This window comes from Mycobacterium sp. IDUB_5 (genome assembly GCF_055419565.1).
Window position 1 is genome coordinate 172,395 of the sequence record NZ_JBVAXX010000008.1, and the last position, 19,415, is coordinate 191,809.

Annotated in this window: 18 protein-coding genes; 8 read left to right on the forward strand and 10 right to left on the reverse strand. The window is 68.7% G+C overall.

Annotated elements, in window-relative coordinates; genetic code table 11:
- The first annotated feature begins 149 nt into the window (after positions 1-149).
- Genes ACZY1G_RS25280 through ACZY1G_RS25290 form a run of 3 tightly spaced genes read left to right on the forward strand, consistent with a single transcriptional unit; the run spans position 150 to position 2,138 of the window.
- A complete protein-coding gene (locus ACZY1G_RS25280; RefSeq protein WP_463817892.1) occupies positions 150-776 on the forward strand; it encodes an HD domain-containing protein in 627 nt (208 codons plus the stop codon).
- 13 nt (positions 777-789) lie between these two features.
- A complete protein-coding gene (locus ACZY1G_RS25285; protein WP_463823929.1) occupies positions 790-1,716 on the forward strand; it encodes an NADP-dependent oxidoreductase in 927 nt (308 codons plus the stop codon).
- Positions 1,713-2,138, forward strand: a complete 426-nt coding sequence (locus ACZY1G_RS25290; protein ID WP_463817890.1) for a cupin domain-containing protein — start codon at positions 1,713-1,715, stop codon at positions 2,136-2,138. The genes ACZY1G_RS25285 and ACZY1G_RS25290 overlap by 4 nt, the downstream gene beginning before the upstream one ends.
- On the opposite strand, the gene ACZY1G_RS25295 is transcribed toward ACZY1G_RS25290, so the two are convergent.
- Positions 2,113-3,093, reverse strand: coding sequence for a GlxA family transcriptional regulator (locus ACZY1G_RS25295; RefSeq protein WP_463823930.1), 981 nt, complete (start codon positions 3,091-3,093; stop codon positions 2,113-2,115). The two genes, ACZY1G_RS25290 and ACZY1G_RS25295, sit on opposite strands and share 26 nt — an antisense overlap.
- A 91-nt stretch (positions 3,094-3,184) precedes the next feature.
- On the opposite strand from ACZY1G_RS25295, the gene ACZY1G_RS25300 reads away from it, so the two are divergent.
- Complete coding sequence (locus ACZY1G_RS25300; RefSeq protein WP_463823931.1) at positions 3,185-3,415, forward strand: hypothetical protein; 231 nt, start codon at positions 3,185-3,187, stop codon at positions 3,413-3,415.
- Between the two features lie 33 nt (positions 3,416-3,448).
- Here ACZY1G_RS25300 and dnaE read toward each other — a convergent pair whose 3' ends face one another.
- The 5 genes from dnaE to lspA form a co-directional block, all read right to left on the reverse strand.
- Positions 3,449-6,985: a DNA polymerase III subunit alpha gene (gene dnaE / locus ACZY1G_RS25305; protein WP_463817886.1), complete on the reverse strand. Its 3,537-nt coding sequence runs from the start codon at positions 6,983-6,985 to the stop codon at positions 3,449-3,451.
- A 92-nt stretch (positions 6,986-7,077) separates the two neighbouring features.
- Positions 7,078-7,701, reverse strand: a complete 624-nt coding sequence (locus ACZY1G_RS25310; RefSeq protein ID WP_463817885.1) for a TetR/AcrR family transcriptional regulator — start codon at positions 7,699-7,701, stop codon at positions 7,078-7,080.
- Positions 7,702-7,753: 52 nt separating this feature from the next.
- Positions 7,754-8,644 carry an EamA family transporter RarD gene (rarD, locus tag ACZY1G_RS25315; protein ID WP_463817883.1) on the reverse strand — a complete coding sequence of 297 codons (891 nt, stop codon included), beginning with the start codon at positions 8,642-8,644 and terminating at the stop codon, positions 7,754-7,756.
- Positions 8,641-9,555, reverse strand: coding sequence for an RluA family pseudouridine synthase (locus tag ACZY1G_RS25320; RefSeq protein ID WP_463817882.1), 915 nt, complete (start codon positions 9,553-9,555; stop codon positions 8,641-8,643). Before ACZY1G_RS25320 ends, rarD begins: the two co-directional genes overlap by 4 nt.
- A 20-nt stretch (positions 9,556-9,575) precedes the next feature.
- Complete coding sequence (gene lspA, locus ACZY1G_RS25325; RefSeq protein ID WP_463817881.1) at positions 9,576-10,157, reverse strand: signal peptidase II; 582 nt, start codon at positions 10,155-10,157, stop codon at positions 9,576-9,578.
- Between the two features lie 42 nt (positions 10,158-10,199).
- Here lspA and ACZY1G_RS25330 point away from each other — a divergent pair, with 42 nt between their 5' ends.
- Positions 10,200-11,093 (forward strand): asparaginase, encoded by an 894-nt coding sequence (locus ACZY1G_RS25330; protein WP_463823932.1) that lies wholly within the window; start codon positions 10,200-10,202, stop codon positions 11,091-11,093.
- Here ACZY1G_RS25330 and ACZY1G_RS25335 read toward each other — a convergent pair.
- Positions 11,058-12,443, reverse strand: a complete 1,386-nt coding sequence (locus ACZY1G_RS25335) for a DNA polymerase IV (RefSeq protein WP_463817878.1) — start codon at positions 12,441-12,443, stop codon at positions 11,058-11,060. The genes ACZY1G_RS25330 and ACZY1G_RS25335 overlap by 36 nt on opposite strands.
- 32 nt (positions 12,444-12,475) lie before the next feature.
- Between ACZY1G_RS25335 and ACZY1G_RS25340 the strand changes: the two genes are divergently transcribed.
- Entirely contained in the window at positions 12,476-12,682 is a 207-nt protein-coding gene (locus tag ACZY1G_RS25340) for an RNA-binding S4 domain-containing protein (protein ID WP_463817877.1), read from the forward strand.
- A gap of 4 nt (positions 12,683-12,686) precedes the next feature.
- On the opposite strand, the gene ileS is transcribed toward ACZY1G_RS25340, so the two are convergent.
- Positions 12,687-15,812, reverse strand: a complete 3,126-nt coding sequence (gene ileS, locus ACZY1G_RS25345) for an isoleucine--tRNA ligase (RefSeq protein ID WP_463823933.1) — start codon at positions 15,810-15,812, stop codon at positions 12,687-12,689.
- Positions 15,813-16,031: 219 nt separating this feature from the next.
- Positions 16,032-16,628, reverse strand: coding sequence for a hypothetical protein (locus tag ACZY1G_RS25350; RefSeq protein ID WP_463817875.1), 597 nt, complete (start codon positions 16,626-16,628; stop codon positions 16,032-16,034).
- Positions 16,629-16,764: 136 nt separating this feature from the next.
- On the opposite strand from ACZY1G_RS25350, the gene ACZY1G_RS25355 reads away from it, so the two are divergent.
- Both ACZY1G_RS25355 and ACZY1G_RS25360 read left to right on the forward strand, forming a co-directional pair.
- Complete coding sequence (locus ACZY1G_RS25355) at positions 16,765-17,145, forward strand: XRE family transcriptional regulator (protein ID WP_463817874.1); 381 nt, start codon at positions 16,765-16,767, stop codon at positions 17,143-17,145.
- 12 nt (positions 17,146-17,157) lie between these two features.
- Complete coding sequence (locus tag ACZY1G_RS25360) at positions 17,158-17,892, forward strand: hypothetical protein (RefSeq protein WP_463823934.1); 735 nt, start codon at positions 17,158-17,160, stop codon at positions 17,890-17,892.
- Positions 17,893-18,108: 216 nt separating this feature from the next.
- Here the strand turns inward: ACZY1G_RS25360 and lipL are convergent, their stop codons facing one another.
- The gene (lipL, locus tag ACZY1G_RS25365) at positions 18,109-19,377 is read right to left on the reverse strand and encodes an esterase/beta-lactamase LipL (RefSeq protein WP_463823935.1); all 1,269 of its coding nucleotides are present in this window, start codon (positions 19,375-19,377) and stop codon (positions 18,109-18,111) included.
- Between the last annotated feature and the right edge of the window lie 38 nt (positions 19,378-19,415).

The window sequence follows — 19,415 nt, forward strand, 5'->3', positions numbered from 1 at the left end:
ACCGGACCCTCCCGCAGCGGAAATGCAGGGGTTTCGCATCTCGACCGCGACGTCCACATTCGAGGGATTCCCGGCCGGAAGAAGGCGGCGCCGACGGGTCGGGGAGAACGAGCATGGAGCTACCGAAACACCGGAGAAAGGCACCCGCCATGACCGCGCTCACCGTTCCCGACTCCCCCGCCGTCGCCCTGGCGACCCGCCTGGTCCGCGACATCACCAGCCCGCTGATCTACCACCACTCCCGACGCGTCTACTTCTTCGGCCTGATGCACGCCCGACTGCTGGATCTGCACCCCGATCCCGAGCTGCTCTACCTGGCCGCGCTGTTCCACGACACCGGGCTGGCCACGCCGTACTCCGACCACGAGCAACGCTTCGAGGTCGACAGCGCCGACCATGCCCGCGCATTCCTGAGCGACCACGGTTTCACCCCAGCCCAGGCCGACACGGTGTGGACAGCCATCGCGCTGCACACCACACCAGGAATCCCTGACCGGATGGGGCCCGAGATCGCCGCCACCCACCTCGGCGTGCTGACCGACGTGATCGGTGCCGGGTTGGACCGCCTCGACGCCGCAGAGATCGATCACGTGCTCGCCGATCATCCGCGCGGCGACTTCAAGAACGAATTCCTCAGCGCCTACTTCGACGGGATCAAGCATCGCCCCGAGACGACCAATGGCACCGTGAATTCCGATGTCCTGCAACACTTCCTGCCCGACTTCCAGCGGGTCACGATGGTCGACCGTGTGCTGGGCGCCGGCTGGCCGAGCTGATAGGGGAACGCAGATGCACGCGCTGACAGCAACCGATCGGAATGGCGGCCTCGCCCTCACGACGCTGCCCCACCCGCACGCCGCGGAGAACGACGTCGTGGTGGCCGTGCACGCCGCCGGGTTCACGCCAGGTGAGCTGAACTGGCCGGCCACGTGGACCGACCGCGCGGGGCGCGATCGCGCACCGTCGGTTCCCGGCCACGAGGTGTCCGGGCTCGTCGCCGAGCTGGGCTACGGCACAACAGGACTGTCCGTCGGGCAGCGGGTGTTCGGGCTCACCGACTGGACCCGTGACGGAACGCTGGCCGAGTACGTGGCGGTCGAGGCACGCAACCTCGCCCCCCTGCCCGCCGACATCGACCACACCGTGGCCGCGGCTCTGCCCGTGTCCGGGCTGACGGCCTGGCAGGCGTTGTTCGTCCACGGGCGGATCGAGTCCGGACAGACCGTGGTGATCCACGGCGCGGCCGGCGGGGTCGGATCGATCGCCGTGCAGCTCGCCCGAGAAGCAGGCGCCCGCGTGATCGGCACCGGCCACGACCGCGACCGCGACGTCGTGCTGGGGCTGGGTGCGGGTGAGTTCGCCGCCCTCGACACCGGCCCGTGGGACACCCTCGGTCCGGCGGACATGGTCCTCGACGTGTTCGGCGGCGAGATCGCAGCGAGATCGGGAGCGCTGCTGCGCCCCGGGGGTTCGCTGGTGTCGATCGCGGAACCGATCTCGGCCGCGCCCGACGGCGTCCGGACGGTGTTCTTCGTCGTCGAACCGGACCGCGCTCAGCTCACCGAACTGGCCACGCGGGTGCGTACGGGACATCTGCGACCTCTCGTCGGCGAAATCCGGCCGCTGGCTGAGGCCGCCGACGCGCTCACCGGACCGCGTCGCGCTCCCGGGAAGACGATCATCGCGGTCCGCTCCTCAGACGAGGGCCGGTCATGATGCGGCTGGCCGCGGCCGCCGCGACCGTGATGACCGCAGGAGCGGTCGTCGTCGGGCCGTTCCCCGTCGCCCACGCCGACCCCGTCCATGAGACCGTCACCACGCTGTACTCCGCGCCGCTGCCCGACGTGCCGGGCCGGGTACTCACGTCCATGCTGGTCAGCTTTCCCCCGGCGGCGCGCGCCGTGCCCCATCGCCACGGCGACGCGTTCGTCTACGCCTACGTCCTCGACGGGTCGGTGCGCAGCCAACTCGACGGCCAGCCACCCCGGGTGTTCGCTCGCGGCGAGAGTTGGTCGGAGCCGCCGGGAGCGCACCACGTCCTGACCGAGAACGTCAGCGCCGTCGACGATGCGAGCTTGCTGGTGGTCTTCGTCGCCCCCTCGGGAGCCGCGCTCAAGACCGACGACCCAGGCCACTGACCCGCTGCGCGGTGCCGAACCGGCGCCGGTAGGCCGTCGGGCTCAGACCCAGCTCCCGCGCGAAGACACGGCGCATGCTCTCGTAGCTCGGGAATCCGGCGCCTGCCGCTGCCTGGGTCGCAGTATGGCCGCGGTCCAACAGCGCCCTGGCGAGGTCGAAGCGGATGCACTCCACATAACGCGCGGGCGTGGTGGACAGCTCCTCCCGGAACAGCCGGGTCAGATGCCGGGTGCTGACGTGGAGGTGGTCGGCGAGTGCGTGCAGCGAATGGTCGCCGGATGGGTTCTCGGTGACGAGGTCGGTGACCGTGCGCAGCGCAGGCGACTGCGGGGGCGGCACCTGTAGCGGCGCGGAGAACTGCGACTGCCCACCCGAGCGCTGCATGTAGACCACCAACAACCGGGCCACCTCGCGCGTGAGGTCTGCGCCGTGATCCTCCTCGAGGAGCGCCAGCGCCAGGTCGATGCCCGCGGTCACGCCCGCAGAGGTGTAGAGGCGGCCGTCGCGGACGTAGATCGCGTCGGGCTCCACCTGGCACGTCGGACACTGCTCCGCAAGCTTGCGGGCGGCCTTCCAGTGCGTGGTCGCACGTGTTCCGTCGAGCAGTCCGGCCGCGGCCAGCAGGAAGGCGCCCGTGCAGATGGACACGATGCGGCGCGCCCCGGCAGCCGGTTGCCGGACCGCATCGGCCAGCTCGGCGGGCACGCCGGCGCTCGGATAACGGTCAGACCCGGGAACCAGATAGATGTCGGGTGCCTGTACATCGGAGACCGACCCGTCAACAGCCACCCGAAAACCCTGGTTGGAGGTGACGCCTGCGCCGTCTGGCGAGACCAGAGTCATGTCGTACGGTGCGCCGAGGCGGGTCGCCTCGGTGAAGACCTCGCCCGGCCCGGCGACGTCGAGGAGACTGACGCCGTCGTAGACGAGGATCGCGACAGTGCGCGCGGCCATCGCCTGATTATCGGCGGCTCGTCGCGCCCCGGACACACGACACCGGAGTTTCGGCTAGCCGAAATCACATCTGAGGGTTATCGTGGAACGCATGACCACCGCGCAGGATTTCGGCAACGCCGTGAACCGCCCCGCCGGCACGGTCTCGATCGCCAGCGTCCCGTGGCCCACCTACAAAGTGGTGGCGCTGCTGGTCGGAGTGATCGTCTTCGCCGCCGTGGCCGTGGTGACCACGACAGCCGCAGCCGCCGTGCTCAGCGGCGCCGGTGCCGCCACCGTGGTGTGGCTCGGCGCGGGGCTGCTGCACCCGTCGAACAGCTGACCGCCCTCCCGCGCACCAGCCGCCGGGCGGGATTCACCCCCCGAGGCACCCCGGTCCGAGCAGCTCCTTGAGGTCCCCCATCAGCGCCGACGACGGTGTCACCCGCAGGGACTGATCGAGTTCCAGCGTGGTGATCCGCTCGCCGCTGATCAGCCGCAGATGAACCTGGGCGGTCCCCGGGTGGCGTGCCAGGACCTGCTTGAGCGCACTGACCTTGTCGACGGTGCACTGCCGCGTCGGCAAGCTCACCGCGACCGGCCGATTGGCCTGCGCACTGGAGAAATCCGGCACGATCAGCTCGTTGGCGATCAGTGAGATCCTGTCATCGCGCTTGGCCACCTTGGCGCCGATCAACACCACCACGTCGTCGGCGATCTCCGCGCCGAACATCGAGTACGTCTGCGGGAAGAACAGCACCTCGATACCGCCGGAGAGGTCTTCGATCTGTGCCGACGCCCACGGCAGACCGTTCTTGTTCACCCGGCGGTTGACCGAGGCCAGGATGCCGCCGACGCGGACCTGGGTGTCGTGGGCGATATCGCCCTCCAAGATCGCCGGGATCTGGGTGTCGACCTGTGCCGCCAACAGGTGCGCGATGCCGTTGAGCGGATGACCGGACACATAGAGGCCCAGCATCTCGCGTTCGAGCGCGAGCTTGTGTTTGTCCTCCCACTCCTCTTCGGGCACCTTGATCGTGAACACCGACTCCGTTTCCGAATCACCGCCCCCGAACAGGTCGAACTGCCCCATTGCCTCGGCCTTCTTGGTGCCGAGCACCGAGTCGACCGCGTCGGTGTGCACGAGGAAAAGACCCTTGCGCGGGTGCCCCAGTGAGTCGAAGGCCCCGGCCTTGATCAGTGACTCCGTCACCTTCTTGTTGCAGGCCGTGATGTCGATCTTGTTGAGGTAGTCCGAGAAATCGGCGTACTTGCCCCGCTCGGCACGCGTCTTCACCAGTGAGGCAACGACATTGGCGCCCACATTGCGCACCGCACCGAGCCCGAAGCGGATGTCGTCGCCCACCGAGGCGAAGTTCTGCACCGACTCGTTGACATCCGGCGGCAGCACCGTGATGCCGAGGCGGCGGCAGTCGGCCAGGTAGACCGCGGCCTTGTCCTTGTCGTCGCCGACCGAGGTGAGCAGACCTGCCATGTACTCGGCGGGATAGTTCGCCTTGAGGTAGGCCGTCCAGTACGACACCAGCCCGTAGCCGGCGGCGTGCGACTTGTTGAACGCGTACCCGGCGAAAGGAAGGATGGTGTCCCACAACGCTTTCACCGCGGCGGCGGAGAACCCGTTGGCCGTCATCCCCTCCAGGAAGCCCTTGTACTCGGCTTCGAGGACCTCCAGCTTCTTCTTGCCCATGGCCTTGCGGAGCGCATCGGCCTTGCCCATCGAGTAACCGGCGACCTTCTGCGCGATGAACATGATCTGCTCTTGGTAGACGATCAGGCCGTACGTCTCGGCCAGGATCTCCTTCAGCGGCTCCTCGAGTTCAGGGTGGATCGGCTTGATCGCCTGGCGGCCGTTCTTGCGGTCGGCGTAGTCGTTGTGGGCGTTCATGCCCATCGGGCCGGGCCGGTACAGCGCGAGCACGGCCACGATGTCGTTGAACTCGGTGGGCTGCATGCGGCGCAGCAGGTCACGCATCGGCCCGCCGTCGAGCTGGAAAACCCCGAGAGTGTCTCCGCGGCCCAGCAATTCGTAGGCCAACGGATCGTCGAGCGCCAGCGATTCGAGGTCGACGTCTTCGCCCCGGTTGGCCTTGATGTTCTCGATGCAGTCGCCGATGATCGTGAGGTTGCGCAGCCCGAGGAAGTCCATCTTCAGCAGGCCGATGGCCTCACACGACGGGTAATCCCAGCCGGTGATCACCGCACCGTCCTGCGGGCGCTTCCACAGCGGGATCGCCTCCATCAACGGCTCGGAGCTCATGATCACCGCGCACGCGTGAACGCCGGCGTTGCGGACCAGGCCCTCCAACCCACGCGCCGTCTCGTAGATCGTCCGGACGTCGGGATCGGTGTCGATGAGCGCGCGAACCTCGGCGGCCTCTTTGTACCGCTCGTGGGTCGGATCGGTGATACCCGAGACCGGGATGTCCTTGGCCATGATCGGCGGCGGCAGCGCCTTGGTGATCCGATCGGCGATCGCGAAGCCGGGCTGCCCGTAGTGCACGCGCGCCGAATCTTTGAGCGCCGCTTTGGTTTTGATCGTTCCGAAAGTGATGACCTGGGCAACCCGGTCGCTGCCCCACTTGTTCGCTGCGTAGCGCAGCATCTCGCCCCGCCGACGGTCGTCGAAGTCGATGTCGATGTCGGGGGCCGACGGGCGTTCGGGGTTGAGGAACCGTTCGAACAGCAGGCCGTGCGGAATGGGGTCGATGTTCGTGATGCCCATCGCGTAGGCCACCAGCGAGCCCGCGGCCGACCCGCGACCCGGGCCGACCCGGATGCCCACGGAGCGGGCGTAGTTGATGAGATCGGCGACGATGAGGAAGTACGCCGGGAATCCCTTGTCGCAGATGACCTTGATCTCGTACTGGGCGCGATCGAGGTACTCCTGCGGAACCGGCTCGCCGGGGAACCGCCGCTCCGCCAAACCGGTCATCACCTCATGGGTGAGCCAGGACCCCTGGTCGTGACCCTCGGGCACCGGGAACACCGGCATCCGGTCCTTGGGCGCCCACACCTCGGTGTAGGGCTGAACCCGCTCGGCGATCAGGAGTGTCGAATCGCAGGCGCCCGGCACCTGGTCGTCCCACAGCGCGCGCATCTCGGCCGCGGACTTCAGGTAGTAGCCATCGCCGTCGAACTTGAACCGCGTGGGATCCGACAGGGTCTTGCCGGTCTGGATGCAGAGCAGCGCCTCGTGGTTCTGGGAGGCGTCGCGAGTGACGTAGTGGCAGTCGTTGGTCGCCAGCGGCCGGATGTCGAGCTTCCTACCGACCTCCAGCAGGCCTTCGCGGACCCGTCGCTCGATGTCCAGACCGTGGTCCATCAGCTCGAGGAAGAAGTTCTCCTTACCGAAGATGTCCTGCCATTTGGCGGCCGCCTCGATCGCCTCCTGGGTGTGGCCCAGGCGAAGTCGCGTCTGCACCTCACCCGAGGGGCAGCCGGTGGTGGCGATGATGCCTTCGGCGTGTTCGGCGATGATCTCGGCGTCCATGCGCGACCACTTGCCGAGCTGGCCCTCGAACGAGGCCAACGACGACAGTGTGAACAGGTTGCGCAGACCCGTCGCGTTCTCCGCGACCATCGTCATGTGCGTGTAGGAGCCGCTGCCCGAGACGTCGTCGCTCTTCTGGCTGGGATCGCCCCACAGCACACGTTTGGTGTCGAAGCGAGACGCGGGCGCGATGTAGGCCTCGATGCCGATGATCGGCTTGATGCCGGCGTCGGTCGCCGCGTTGTAGAACTCGCTGGCGCCGAACATGTTTCCGTGGTCGGTCATGCCGATCGCGGGCATCTCGAGGCGCTGGGCCTCCGCGAGCATCGGTTTGACCTTCGCGGCCCCGTCGAGCATCGAGTACTCGGTGTGGTTGTGGAGATGCACGAATGACCCGCTCATAGGCAGGCCAGTCTATGACCGTGCACCGACACCGTTCGGCGTGTCTCTTGGCGTGTCCGCGTGCGTGTCGCGGGCACGTCTCGACACGTCGATCAGCGAACGCCGCCCTGTGACGTCAGCAATTGGTCATCGAAGACGGCAAGCAGTTGCCTGGCAACGACAGATGCCGCACCGCCACGCACCACGAAACCGGCGTGGAACGCGACCCCCCAGAACACCGACGCCAGCAGCTCTGCCAGCCCGTCCCGATCCGCGGCCGGCGCGGCATCGGCCAGTGAGCTGTAGAACTCGTGAAGGGCGGCGACGACCGCCCCCGCGGTCGGGCTGCAGTGCACGCCTCTGCGCTGTTCGACCTGCACCGTCACCAGAAACCGCAGCGCGCTCGGGTCCTCGTCGCACACACGCTCGACCGCCTGGGTGAACGCGACGAGCTGGCTGCGCGGACCCGACTGCCGGCGCGCCTCCGCGACAAAGGCGGTGATCTGCGCGAACACCGCCGTGACCAGCGTCTCGTAGATCTGATCGCGAGCGTCGAAGTAGTAGTGCAGCGTCGGTCTGCTGACCCCGGCTCGCATCGCGATCTGCTGAAACGTCGCCGCGGGATACCCGCACTCGGCGATCACGTCCCGGGCGGCGCGAAGGATCGTCTGCCGGGTCCGCTCGGAGTCCGCGCCCACGGGGCGGCCGCGGCCCCTCGTGCCCGTCGCGCATTCCACGAGCAAACGTTATGGCATTGCTACCGAGCGGTCAATCAGCAAATTGGCAAAACTAGGCCGCGGACGGCTCCGAGGCACGCCGATCGGCGCGGGCGCGCCGCACCGCGTCGATCGTGAACACCGCGAGCGCCACCCAGATCAAGGCGAAGCCCAACCAGCGGGCCGGGGGCATCGGTTCGTGGCCGACGAGCACGCCCCAGGACAGTTGCATCGCCGGGGTCAGATAGAACAGCAGCCCCAATGTCACCATCGGCAGTCGTTGCGCGGCGGCGGCGAACAGCAGCAGCGGCAGGGCGGTCAGCAGCCCCGACAGCATCAACAGCAGCGCGTGCGACGCTCCGTGATTTCCGAAAGTCGCGTGGCCGGTGAGCGTCAGCACCACCACGTACGCGATCGCGAACGGCGTCGCCAGGCCGGCCTCCACGCCGACGCTCACGCGCGGATCGGTCGGCACGAGCTTCTTCACCGCGCCGTAGAGGCCGAACGACGCAGCGAGACCGAGCCCCACCAGCGGCGGGGAGCCGACCTCGACGGTCAGCACCACGACCGCACCCACCGCGATCGCCAATGCACCCGTCTGCCAGCGGTTCAGACGTTCCCGGAAGATGATCATCCCCAGCGCGATCGACACCAGCGGGTTGATGAAGTAGCCGAGTGCTGCGTCGACGACGTGACCGTTGTTGACCGCGTAGACGTAGATCAGCCAGTTCATCGAGATCAGCGCGGCCGCGGCGGTCAGAAGCAGCCACACGCGACCGGTGATCTGCCGGAGATCGCCGAGCCGGCGCACGGCGCCGACCACGACCACCATCAGCAGGAAGCTCCAGATGATGCGGTGCGCGAGGACCTCCACCGCCCCGGCCGGTTTGAGGAGCGGGAAGAACGCGGGGAACACTCCCCACATGCCGTAGGCGCCGGCACCGAACAGCAGGCCCGATCTCACCGTCCGGAACCGCGCAGGACGTCCAGTGCGTGTTGCAGATCCGCGGGGTACGGGCTGGTGATCTCGATCTGGCGGCCGTCGGCCGGGTGAGCGAAGGCCAGCGAGCGCGCGTGCAGCCACTGCCGGGTCAGCCCGAGCCGGGCGGCCAGCGTCGGGTCGGCCCCGTAGGTCAGATCGCCGCAGCACGGGTGGTGCAGTGCCGCGAAGTGCACCCGGATCTGGTGCGTGCGGCCCGTTTCGAGGTGGATGTCGAGCAGGCTGGCCGCCTGGTGGGCTTCCAGCGTGTCGTAGTGGGTGACGCTGTTGCGGCCACCCTCGACGACCGCGAACTTCCAGTCGTGACCGCGGTGCCGCCCGATCGGGGCATCGATCGTGCCGCTGGACGGATCGGGGTGGCCCTGTACCAGCGCGTGGTAGCGCTTGTCCACGGTGCGCTGCTTGAACGCGCGCTTGAGCACCGTGTAGGCGCGCTCGGACAGCGCGACCACCATCACCCCGGACGTGCCGACGTCGAGCCGGTGCACGATGCCCTGGCGTTCGTGGATGCCCGAGGTGCTGATCCGGAATCCGGCGGCCGCCAATCCCCCGAGCACCGTGGGGCCGTGCCAACCGACGGTGGCGTGCGCGGCCACACCGGGGGGCTTGTCGACGGCGACGATGTCGTCATCGGAGTAGAGGATCGCCATCCCCTCGATGTCCTGCGGCACGTTCTCGACGGGCGCGGGCGCCTCCGGCAGCCGCACCTCGAGCCACGCACCGGCGACGAGCTTGTCGGACTTTCCCGCGGGCGCGCCGTCGAGTTCCACCCCGCCCTCTTCGGCCAGCGTCGCAGCCGCCGTCCGGGACAGCCCCAGCAGCCGCGCGAGGCCCGCGTCGACACGCATCCCCGCGAGGCCTTCCGGCACCGGCATCGAGCGTGTGGTCCCGGTGTTCACTGCTCGCCGTCAGCGCCGGCACGGCGCCGGCCGGTCGTATCGAAGTCGAACCCGAACAGCGAGAGAACCACCAGGAGGATGGCGCCGCCCACCACCGACGGGTCGGCGACGTTGAACACCGGCCACCATCCGACCGACAGGAAATCGACGACGTGGCCGCGCAGCGGCCCGGGCGAGCGGAAGAACCGATCGACCAGGTTGCCCATCGCGCCGCCCAGGATCATGCCCAGTCCGAGGGCCCACCACGGTGAGACGAGGCGACGCCCCATCCAGATGATCCCGATCACCACACCGGTGGCCACCAGCGTCAGCACCCAGGTGTAGCCGGTCGCCATCGAGAACGCTGCCCCCGAGTTGCGGACCAGCGTCCAGGTCACGGTGTCGCCGATGATCGAGACGGGCTGTCCGGGAGTCAGCAGCTCGACGGCAAGGATCTTGGTGACGATGTCGGCCACCAGCACGACCGCGGCCACCCCCAGGAGCAGGCGCAGCCGCCGGCGCGGGGGTGCGTCCGCCGCCGGCGGTTGCGCGGCATCGCCGGTCGCCGGTTCGGCCGGGCTGGAGGATTCGTCAGTCACGCCGTCCATCATCGCAAAGAGGCGATGGGGAAGAATCCAGCCATGGCCCGCCTCGTCGTGATCGCCACCGGCGGCACCATCTCCACCAGTGCCGATGCCGACGGTGTCAAACGCCCCACCCGTTCCGGAGCCGAGCTGACCACCGACATCGACACCGACATCGACGTGGTCGAGGCGATGCGCAAGGACAGCTCACAGCTGGTTCCCGCCGACTGGGACGTCATCGGTGCCGCGGTGCACGACGCGGCGCGGGCCGCCGACGGCGTCGTCGTCACCCACGGCACCGATTCCCTCGAGGAGACCGCGCTGTGGCTGGCGTTGACCTACTCCGGCGCCACGCCCGTGGTGCTGACCGGCGCCCAACGCAGCGCCGACGCCCCGGACGCCGACGGCCCCGCCAACCTGCGTCAGGCGCTGGCCGCGGCGGCCGATCCGGCGATGCGAGGCGCTGGTGTGGTGGTGGCGTTCGCCGGCGAAGTGTTCGCGGCACTCGGGCTGACCAAGGTGAGCACCGACAGCGACCAGAGCTTCGCTGGGCGTGCGCCGGACGTGCGCCCTTACCTGGGGACGTTGCGCGCCGCCGACGCGCCGCGGGTCGACATCGTGGTCGCCTACCCCGGCGCGGACAGTGCCGCACTCGACGCGTACGTGGCGGCCGGGGCGCGCGGTGTGGTGATCGAGGCGATGGGTGCGGGCAACGTGGGCACCGCGCTGATCGACGGTGTGCGGCGGCACTGCGCGAACGGTGTCGCGGTGGCGGTGGCGACGCGGGTGCCCGGCGGCCGGGTCAACGCCGGCTACGGCCCTGGCCACGACCTGGTCACCGCAGGCGCGATGCTGGTGCCGACGCTGCGGCCGCCGCAGGCCCGGGTGCTGCTGATGGGGGCACTGGCCGCCGGTTCACCGGCCGCCGACATCCTCGCCCGCTGGGGCTGACTCGGTGCCGAGCCGGGCCACGAAGTCCGGCCAGTCGAGGCTGTCCACCGGGTTGGCCCTCGCCAGCGCCGGGTCGTCGCCCCGGAAGGTGCGGGCGATGCCGGGGCCGTGCGCCCTGGTCTCGAAGCGCACGGTCATCACCCCGTGCCCTGCTCCCTGAACCCAGCCGTGCCCGTACTCGGCGTGGGTCACGTCGTCACCGATCCGCCACGCGGGTGCGGCGGCCGCCACGTCGGACAGGGTGGCCGGCACCCCGCCGTCGGAGGTCTCCTCCATCGCCAGCTCCGGGTCCGTGAACAACGGTTCCTGCCGCACCTCGGTCAGGCCCGAAAACCCCACGCCGACAAGGCGAACCGGGCCGATCTCCACCGGGTCGAGCAGCAGCTTGCGCGCGGTGCCGATCAGCGTCGCAGCCTCGGTGGTGGCATACGGCAGCGTCGCCGACCGGGTGAGCGTGCTCATGTCCGAGCGCTTCAGCTTGACCGTGATGGTGCGCGCGCCGCGGCCGTCCTTCTCCAGCCGGCGGTGCGCGTGATCGCCGATCGGCCCGATTGCCTCCCGCAGCTGCGCCAGCGTGATCAGGTCTTCGGCGAACGTCGACTCGGCACTGATCTGCTTGGCAGGCGCGTTCTCGGCCACCGGCCGATCGTCGACACCGCGCGCCAGCCGGTGCAGCGCAGGCCCGATCGTGGCGCCCAGCACGTCGGCCACCTCGGCTTCGGTGAGCGCGGCCAGCGCGCCGATGGTGTCGATGCCCAGCCGGTGGAGTCTGTCCTCGGCCACCGGGCCGATGCCCCACAGCCTGCGCACGGGCAGACCGGCCAGCAGCGACACCTCCTCGTCGCGGTCCACCACCCGCACGCCGTCGGGTTTGGCCAGGCCCGACGCGATCTTGGCGATCTGCTTGCCGGAACCGGCGCCCACCGAGGCCACCAGGCCGGTCACCTCGCGCACGTCGGCTCGCAAGCGCTGGCAGAAGGCCTCGACCTCAGCGGCGCGGGCGCCCGCGAGCTCGACCGGTTCCCCGAACGCTTCGTCGTACGAAAGCTGTTCCAGAACAGGCACTTTGGCCCGCACTGTGTCGAACACCCGGCGACTGGCCAGCCCGTAGACCACCCCGCGGGGCGGCAGCACCACTGCGCCCGCGCCGACGAGGCGGCGGGCCTGATGCATCGGCATCGCCGACCGCGCGCCGAACCGGCGCGACTCGTAGCTGGCACCGGCCACCACCCCGCGCCCACCGAGACCGCCGACGAGTACAGGCCGGCCGCGCAGCGTGGGCCGCGTCAGCTGCTCCACCGACGCGAAAAACGCGTCCATGTCCAGGTGCAGGACCCATCGCGCGCCCACACCGCTGACTGTAGGCGGCTAGCGTTGGCGATGTGCACGACGTACCGATCCGCGACGAGACGATCCGCCTCGGCCAGTTCCTGAAGCTGGCGAACCTGATCGACACCGGCGCCGACGCCAAGGGTGTGATCGCCGACGGATTGGTCTCGGTCAACGACGCGGTCGAGACGCGCCGCGGTCGCCAGCTGCGCCCCGGGGACGTGGTCACGTTCGGCGGGCAGAGCGCACGGGTCGGCTGACCCTTTAGACCTTGGCGAGGCTGACCCGCACGCCGTCGCCGATCGCCACTCCCTCCGGCAAGGCCTCGGTCCCGACGAACGAGAAGTCCGTGGCCAGGATCTCGCCGGCGATCAGCTCCGCGTGCGCGTGCGCCCACTGCTCCTTGTCGGCGGGCACCGACATCACGACCCTGATGCGGTCGGAGACGTCGAGGCCCGAGGTCTTGCGCAGTTCCTGCAGCTCGCGAATGCGGTCCTTCGCCCAGCCCTCGGCCTCCAGTTCCGGGGTGAGCGTGCCGTCGAGCACCACCAGGCCCGCGCCGTCGGGCAGCGCGGCGGTCCACTCCGGATCGGCCGCGACAAGCCGCGAGGTGAACTCCTCGGGCAGCAGCACCGCGGGCCCGGCGGTCAGGGTGCCGTCGGCGTTGAGTACGCCCTCCCCCGCCTTGACCGCCTTGATCGCTGCCTGCACGTCCTTGCCGATGCGGGGGCCCGCCGCCCGCGCGTTGACCGCGAGCTCGAAGCGGCCGTGCGCGGCGATGTCGTCCGTCAACTCCACCGCCTTGACGTTCAGCTCGTCGGCGAGCAACTCGCGATAGGCCGCCAGCCGCTGCGGATCGTCGACCGCGACAACCAGTTTCGGCAGCGGCAGGCGCACCCGCAGCTTCTTGGCCTTGCGTAGCGAGGACCCGACCGAGGCGACTTCGCGCACCAGGTCCATGTCGGCGACCAACTGCGGGTCGGCAGGCAGCAGGCCCGCCTCCGGCCAGTCCGTGAGGTGCACCGACCGCTCGCCGGTGAGGTCGCGCCAGATCCGCTCGGTGGCCAGGGGCAGCAGCGGCGCCGCCAGCCGGCACGTCACCTCCAGCGCGGTGTGCAGCGTGTCGATGGCGTCGCGGTCTTCTTCCCAGAATCGCGAGCGCGACCGCCGCACATACCAATTGGTCAAGGCCTCGGTGAACTGGCGGAGCTGGTCGCACGCCACCGAGATGTCGCAGACGTCGAGGCTCACCGTGAGCTCGTCGCGCAGCACCGCGAGCTTGGCCAGGATGTAGCGGTCGAGCACATGCGTGGAGTCGGTTCGCCACGTGCCCTTCTGCGGGGCGTAGAGCGCGAGGAACGAGTACGCGTTCCACAGCGGGAGCAGGACCTGCCGAACCCCTTCACGAATGCCCTGCTCGGTGACCACGAGGTTGCCTCCCCGCAGGATCGGCGACGCCATCAGGAACCAGCGCATCGCATCCGAGCCGTCCCGGTCGAACACCTCGGTGACGTCGGGATAGTTGCGCAGCGACTTGCTCATCTTCTGGCCGTCGTTGCCGAGCACGATGCCGTGGCTGACGCACGTGCGGAACGCAGGCCGGTCGAACAGGGCGGTGGCCAGCACGTGCAGCGTGTAGAACCAGCCGCGGGTCTGGCCGATGTACTCGACGATGAAGTCGCCCGGGAAGTGCGACTCGAACCAGTCCTGGTTCTCGAACGGGTAGTGCACCTGTCCGTAAGGCATCGAGCCCGAATCGAACCACACGTCGAAGACGTCTTCGATGCGCCGCATCGTCGAACGACCTGTCGGGTCGTCGGGATTGGGCCGGGTCAAGTCGTCGATGTAGGGCCGGTGCAGGTTGTCGGGGCGCACCCCGAAATCGCGCTCGAGCTCGTCGAGGCTGCCGTAGACGTCGACGCGAGGATAGGCCGGGTCGTCGGACTTCCACACCGGAATCGGGCTGCCCCAGTAGCGGTTTCGGGAGATCGACCAGTCGCGGGCGCCGGAGAGCCACTTGCCGAACTGCCCGTCCTTGACGTGCTCGGGATACCAGGTGATCTCCTGGTTCAGCTCGACCATCCGGTCCCGGATCTCGGTCACCTTGATGAACCACGACGAGACCGCCCGGTAGATCAGCGGATTCCGGCAGCGCCAGCAGTGCGGGTAGGAGTGCTCGTAGGTGTCGTGACGCAGCAACACCGCGCCGCCCACCGCGGCGGGGCCGGTGCCGTTCTTCAGATCGCGGATGATGTGCGGGTTCGCCTCGAAGACGTGCTGCCCCTGGTAGTCGGGCACGGTGGCGTCGAAGCGTCCTCGCGCGTCGACCGGGGTGACGGCTTCGATCCCGCCCGCCGAGGCGGTGGTCATGTCGTCCTCGCCGTAGGCCGGGGCCATGTGCACCAGGCCGGTGCCGTCCTCGGTACTCACGAATTCGGCGGGCAGAACGCGAAACGCGTTGGGAGAGTCCATGAAGTACGGGAACGGCGGAACGTAGGTGACGTCGAGCAGGTCGCGGCCGGTGTAGGTGGCGAGCACCGCCGGCTCGTCACCGAGCTCACGCGCGTAGGCGCCCAGGCGCGCCTCGGCGATCACGTAGCGCTGCCCGTCATGCTCGACGACGACGTAGGTCACATCGGGATTCACCGCGACGGCCTGGTTCGACGGGAGGGTCCACGGCGTGGTGGTCCAGATCAGCAGGTGCGCACCCACCAGATCAGGGACGGGTCCGCCTGTGATGCGGAAGCCGACGGTCAGGGCCGGATCCTGCCGACTCTGATAGACGTCGTCGTCCATCCGCAGCTCGTGGCTCGACAGCGGCGTCTCGTCGTTCCAGCAGTACGGCAGCACGCGGTAGCCCTCGTAGGCAAGTCCCTTGTCCCACAGCTGCTTGAACGCCCACAGCACCGACTCCATGAAGCCCAGATCGAGGGTCTTGTAGTCGTTGTCGAAGTCCACCCAGCGGGCTTGGCGGGTGACGTAGCTGCGCCATTCGCCGGTGTACTTGAGCACCGACGCCCGGCACGCCTCGTTGAACTTCTCGATGCCGAGCTCTTCGATCTGAGCCTTGCTGGAGATGCCGAGCTGGCGCTGCACCTCGAGTTCGGCGGGCAGCCCGTGGGTGTCCCAGCCGAATCGCCGCTCGACCTTGTATCCACGCATCGTGCGGTAGCGCGGCACGATGTCTTTGACGTAGCCGGTGAGCAGATGACCGTAGTGCGGCAGACCGTTGGCGAACGGCGGACCGTCGTAGAAGACGTACTCCTGCGCACCGTCGCGGCGGGCGATGCTGGCACGGAAGGTGTCGTCCCGGTCCCAGTATTCGAGGACGTCGAGTTCCAGACTCGGGAAATCCGGCGATCCACTCGCCGGCTTGGGGTACGCGCTCACCGTCGGTCTCCTGTGCCACAAACCAGGCACGGGGACGACGTCGCGCGGTGCGCGAGCGCCGCGGTACCACCCCGCTTGCGCACCCTGTGGTGCGCCGCTCATTCACAGGCTGTGACGGGCCCACCCGTTCGGGTCTACTGGGCGCTGCGCGCCGTTCTTCCGAAGGCTCCCCGGTGATGGCCGGATCGATGCCGCTGGCCGCCAGTCTAGCCGGGACAGTTACAGCGGCGCGCCGGCGTCGGAGGTGATCTCGATCAGCGCGAGGCCGAACTGCTCGGCCATCTCTTCGACCGAGTAGCCGTCCAGGCGGCACGCGTCGTAGGTCCAGTCGACCTGCAGGGCGTCGCCGATACGGCGGATGTCCACCTGCAGTGCGACGGTGTCCGCCGCGGCCCCGTCCACCGTCAGGGCGATCTCGGCGGGCGAGTGCGGATGCCCGGCGCCAGGCAGCAGAGAGTTGTGCGCCCCCTGCAGCATCTCGCTCGGGCCCATCGGCCATCCCGCCGCGCACAGCAGCGTGACCGGATGAACAGGGGCCATCGCTGCGCTGCGGAGTGCCACCGCGATCGCACCGTCGCCCCGGGTGTGGCCGAACGTGCGCCCCAGGGCTGCGAGCAGGATTTCCTCCACTCGCACACCGAGCCACTGCGCTGCCCCGTCGAGCTCGGCAGCGAGTTCGCTCGACGGAGCGCTCGAGTGGGTGCAGCGCTGGGACGACGCCGAGGGCGCCGGGGCCCGGTCGAAGACGTCCAGCGCTATCGGCGCCGCAGCGAGCAAGGGGTGCTTGACCTCGTCAGGCAGGAAGGGAGCGACCATGCAGCTAACCGTAGCGCGGTTGTCCCAGAATTGGGAGACTGCTCCCAAAACTGTGACGGCCGTGTCAATTAAGAAAACTCTGATCTGTTTGCCCGCAGGGCTGCCTTGTCAGCCGCCTTCGGTTTACAGTGGTCACGTGCCCCGGACAGACGAGAACGGCAGACAGCTCAAAGCCCTGCTCGACTACCTGTTGGACGGGGAGATCGACGCGAAAGACATCTACGACGCTCTCGGCACATCCAGCAGCACGTATTACCGGCGCATCAAGGAAGCCGACTACCCGAACGCCGAAGAGCTCCGCCGCGTCGCCGATCGGTTCGACCTCAGCTACCCGGATCTCCAGATCCAATTCGGCCTCATGACCCGGCACGAGATATTCACCTATGTCGAGTCGGCCCGCGCTGCGGTGGCGACCCGCCAGACCGTCGCGACCCAACAGACCGTGGCACCCGCGTCCACGCAGCGTCGACCTCGGCTGTCCGAGCTGACGCCGCGTCTCGACGCCCCGCCTCTGTAAAGACAGCCTCCGATGGCCGTGGCGACCCTGATCGCGATCACACTCTTGTGCATCGCGTGGAGCTTGTGGATTCGGCGTGTGACTTGGTCCTGCCGCTGGGAACTGGCCGCGACACTCAACATCGCGCTTCAGGGCATCGCCGTGCTGTTGATGTCGCCGTGGGCATCCGAGACCGTAGGCCACTGGCTGTATTCACTCACCGGTAAGTGGAACGTGGAGGACTACCTCGGCCACGACGCCTACATCGTGGCCGCCTCGGCGGTGGTCTACAACACGCTCGGCAGGCTCGAGACCGACCACGCCATGCACCAAAGGTTCAAGCAGTTCGTCGAGCGGCCCGCGACGCTGTGCATCCCGCTGCTGCTGGCGACGTTCTGGCTCGGCAACGGTGCCACCATCTACCGACCCGACTTCTTCGAAGTGCCGACCGACCTGTGGCTGAACCTGTACTGGCTCCTGCTGTGCGGGATGCTCATCTATCTGCTCGCCTACGGGTCACGCGCGCTGCTGATCCTGCGCACGGATCCGCGATCCCGCCACATCGCCAACATCTACCTGTTCGCCTCCGCGATGGGCATCATCGCGTGCGTGGTGCGCATCGTGACCGCGCTCATCCCCACCCTGCAGACCGTCCAGGGCAGCACGCTGGTGTGGGTCTTCGCATGTGCGTGCGGCGCCGGTTTCGCACTGACCTCGGCGCATTCGTGGCGGCTCCGCACGAAATGGTTCACCCGCGCCGGCACCTGAGCGGCATCCGGGCATCCGGGCAAATGTGGCGCGCACCGATCCCGGGGTGAGGCTCACCGGCCCGTCGTCTATCCACTGAGCGAAAACGGCGATACCATGACGCGGGCATCGGACGGGGAATAGTCGCTTCCGCACCGGAGCCCGGCGACGGCGTGGACCGCGATTGCAGTGTTCAGCAAACAGCACTGACCCGCGTCGCCACCCTCGGGGGTGCGCTCAGACAGCCGCGGCGGTGACCTCGGTGAACGGCGCCCCGAAGTCGGGCACCGGCCGGTATCCCCTGCTGCGGGCAACCGCCGCACCCCGCCGGATCAGCGCCGCTGTGGTCACGAAACCGGCCTGATCGCTAACCACCAACGGGGTCAGCAGCCGGTTGTGTACGAAGCCGAAGGCCAGCCCGCGTTCCGGGTCCGCCCAGCCGAGCGAGCCGCCCAGGCCGACGTGCCCGAACCCCGGCAGAATGCCGAACAGCGGAAGGCTGTGATACCCGAGATGGAACGACAGCGGTATGACGAGGCTGTGATCGGGACGCAGGCTCCGCCTGCCCACCAGTGCTGCCGCCGTCTCGCGGGACAGGAACTGCTTGCCGTCGATGCACCCCTCGTTGGCGATCGCACCGTACATGCGCGCCAGTGCGCGGGCGGTGGCCACACCGTTGGCCGCGGGGATCTCCCCGTCGAGCAGCGGGGTGTCGCCCTGGACGAACGACTTGACGCCCGGGAAGTACATCGCCCCGAAGCCCGCCGAGATCGGCAAGGCCGCCACATGCGGCGCGACGAGGTTGAACAACGGATTCTGGAGTTTGCTCTGCGGGCCGATGATGCGGGCCGGCTGCGTGGGCGCCTGCACCGGCGGACGTCCGAGATGCAGCCCGTCGGTGTTCAGAGGCGCCGCGACCTCGCTGCGGATCAACTCCCGCATTCCGGTTCCTGTGACCGAGCGCGCCAGCCCGGACAGCAGCCAGCCGAAGGTGAACGCGTGGTAGGCCGGTCGGCCCCTCAGCCAGCTGGCAGGCGCTGCGGCGAGCCGTTCCTCCATCGCGAAGTGGTCCATCAGGTCATTGCCTGCGGCCCCGTTCAGATGTGACAGACCTGCCCGGTGGCGCATGGCATCGCGCACCGTGATCTTCGATTTGCCGTTGGCGCCGAACTCCCGCCAATACTCCGAGACCGGCGCGTCGTAATCGATGAGGCCGCGGTCGGCGAGCCGGTGGATGACCGTGGCAGCAACACCCTTGGTCGCCGAGAACACCATGGGCGCCGTATCGGCGGTCCAATGCCGCCGGCCCCGGCGGTCCGACCAGCCGGTCCAGACGTCCACGACGGGCTCGCCGTTGAGATAGACCGCCAGCGCGCCGCCGCCGAAGCGCCGATGCGGGAACATCTGCTTGAACGCCCTGACCGCCCACGAGAAGGCGGGGTCTGCAGCCCCCTGCACCCCGTGGGGAAGCGCATCGTCGCGCCCACCGAAATCACCGCTCGTCACAATGCAACGAACATACTCCGCGGTATGGCAAAGCGGTG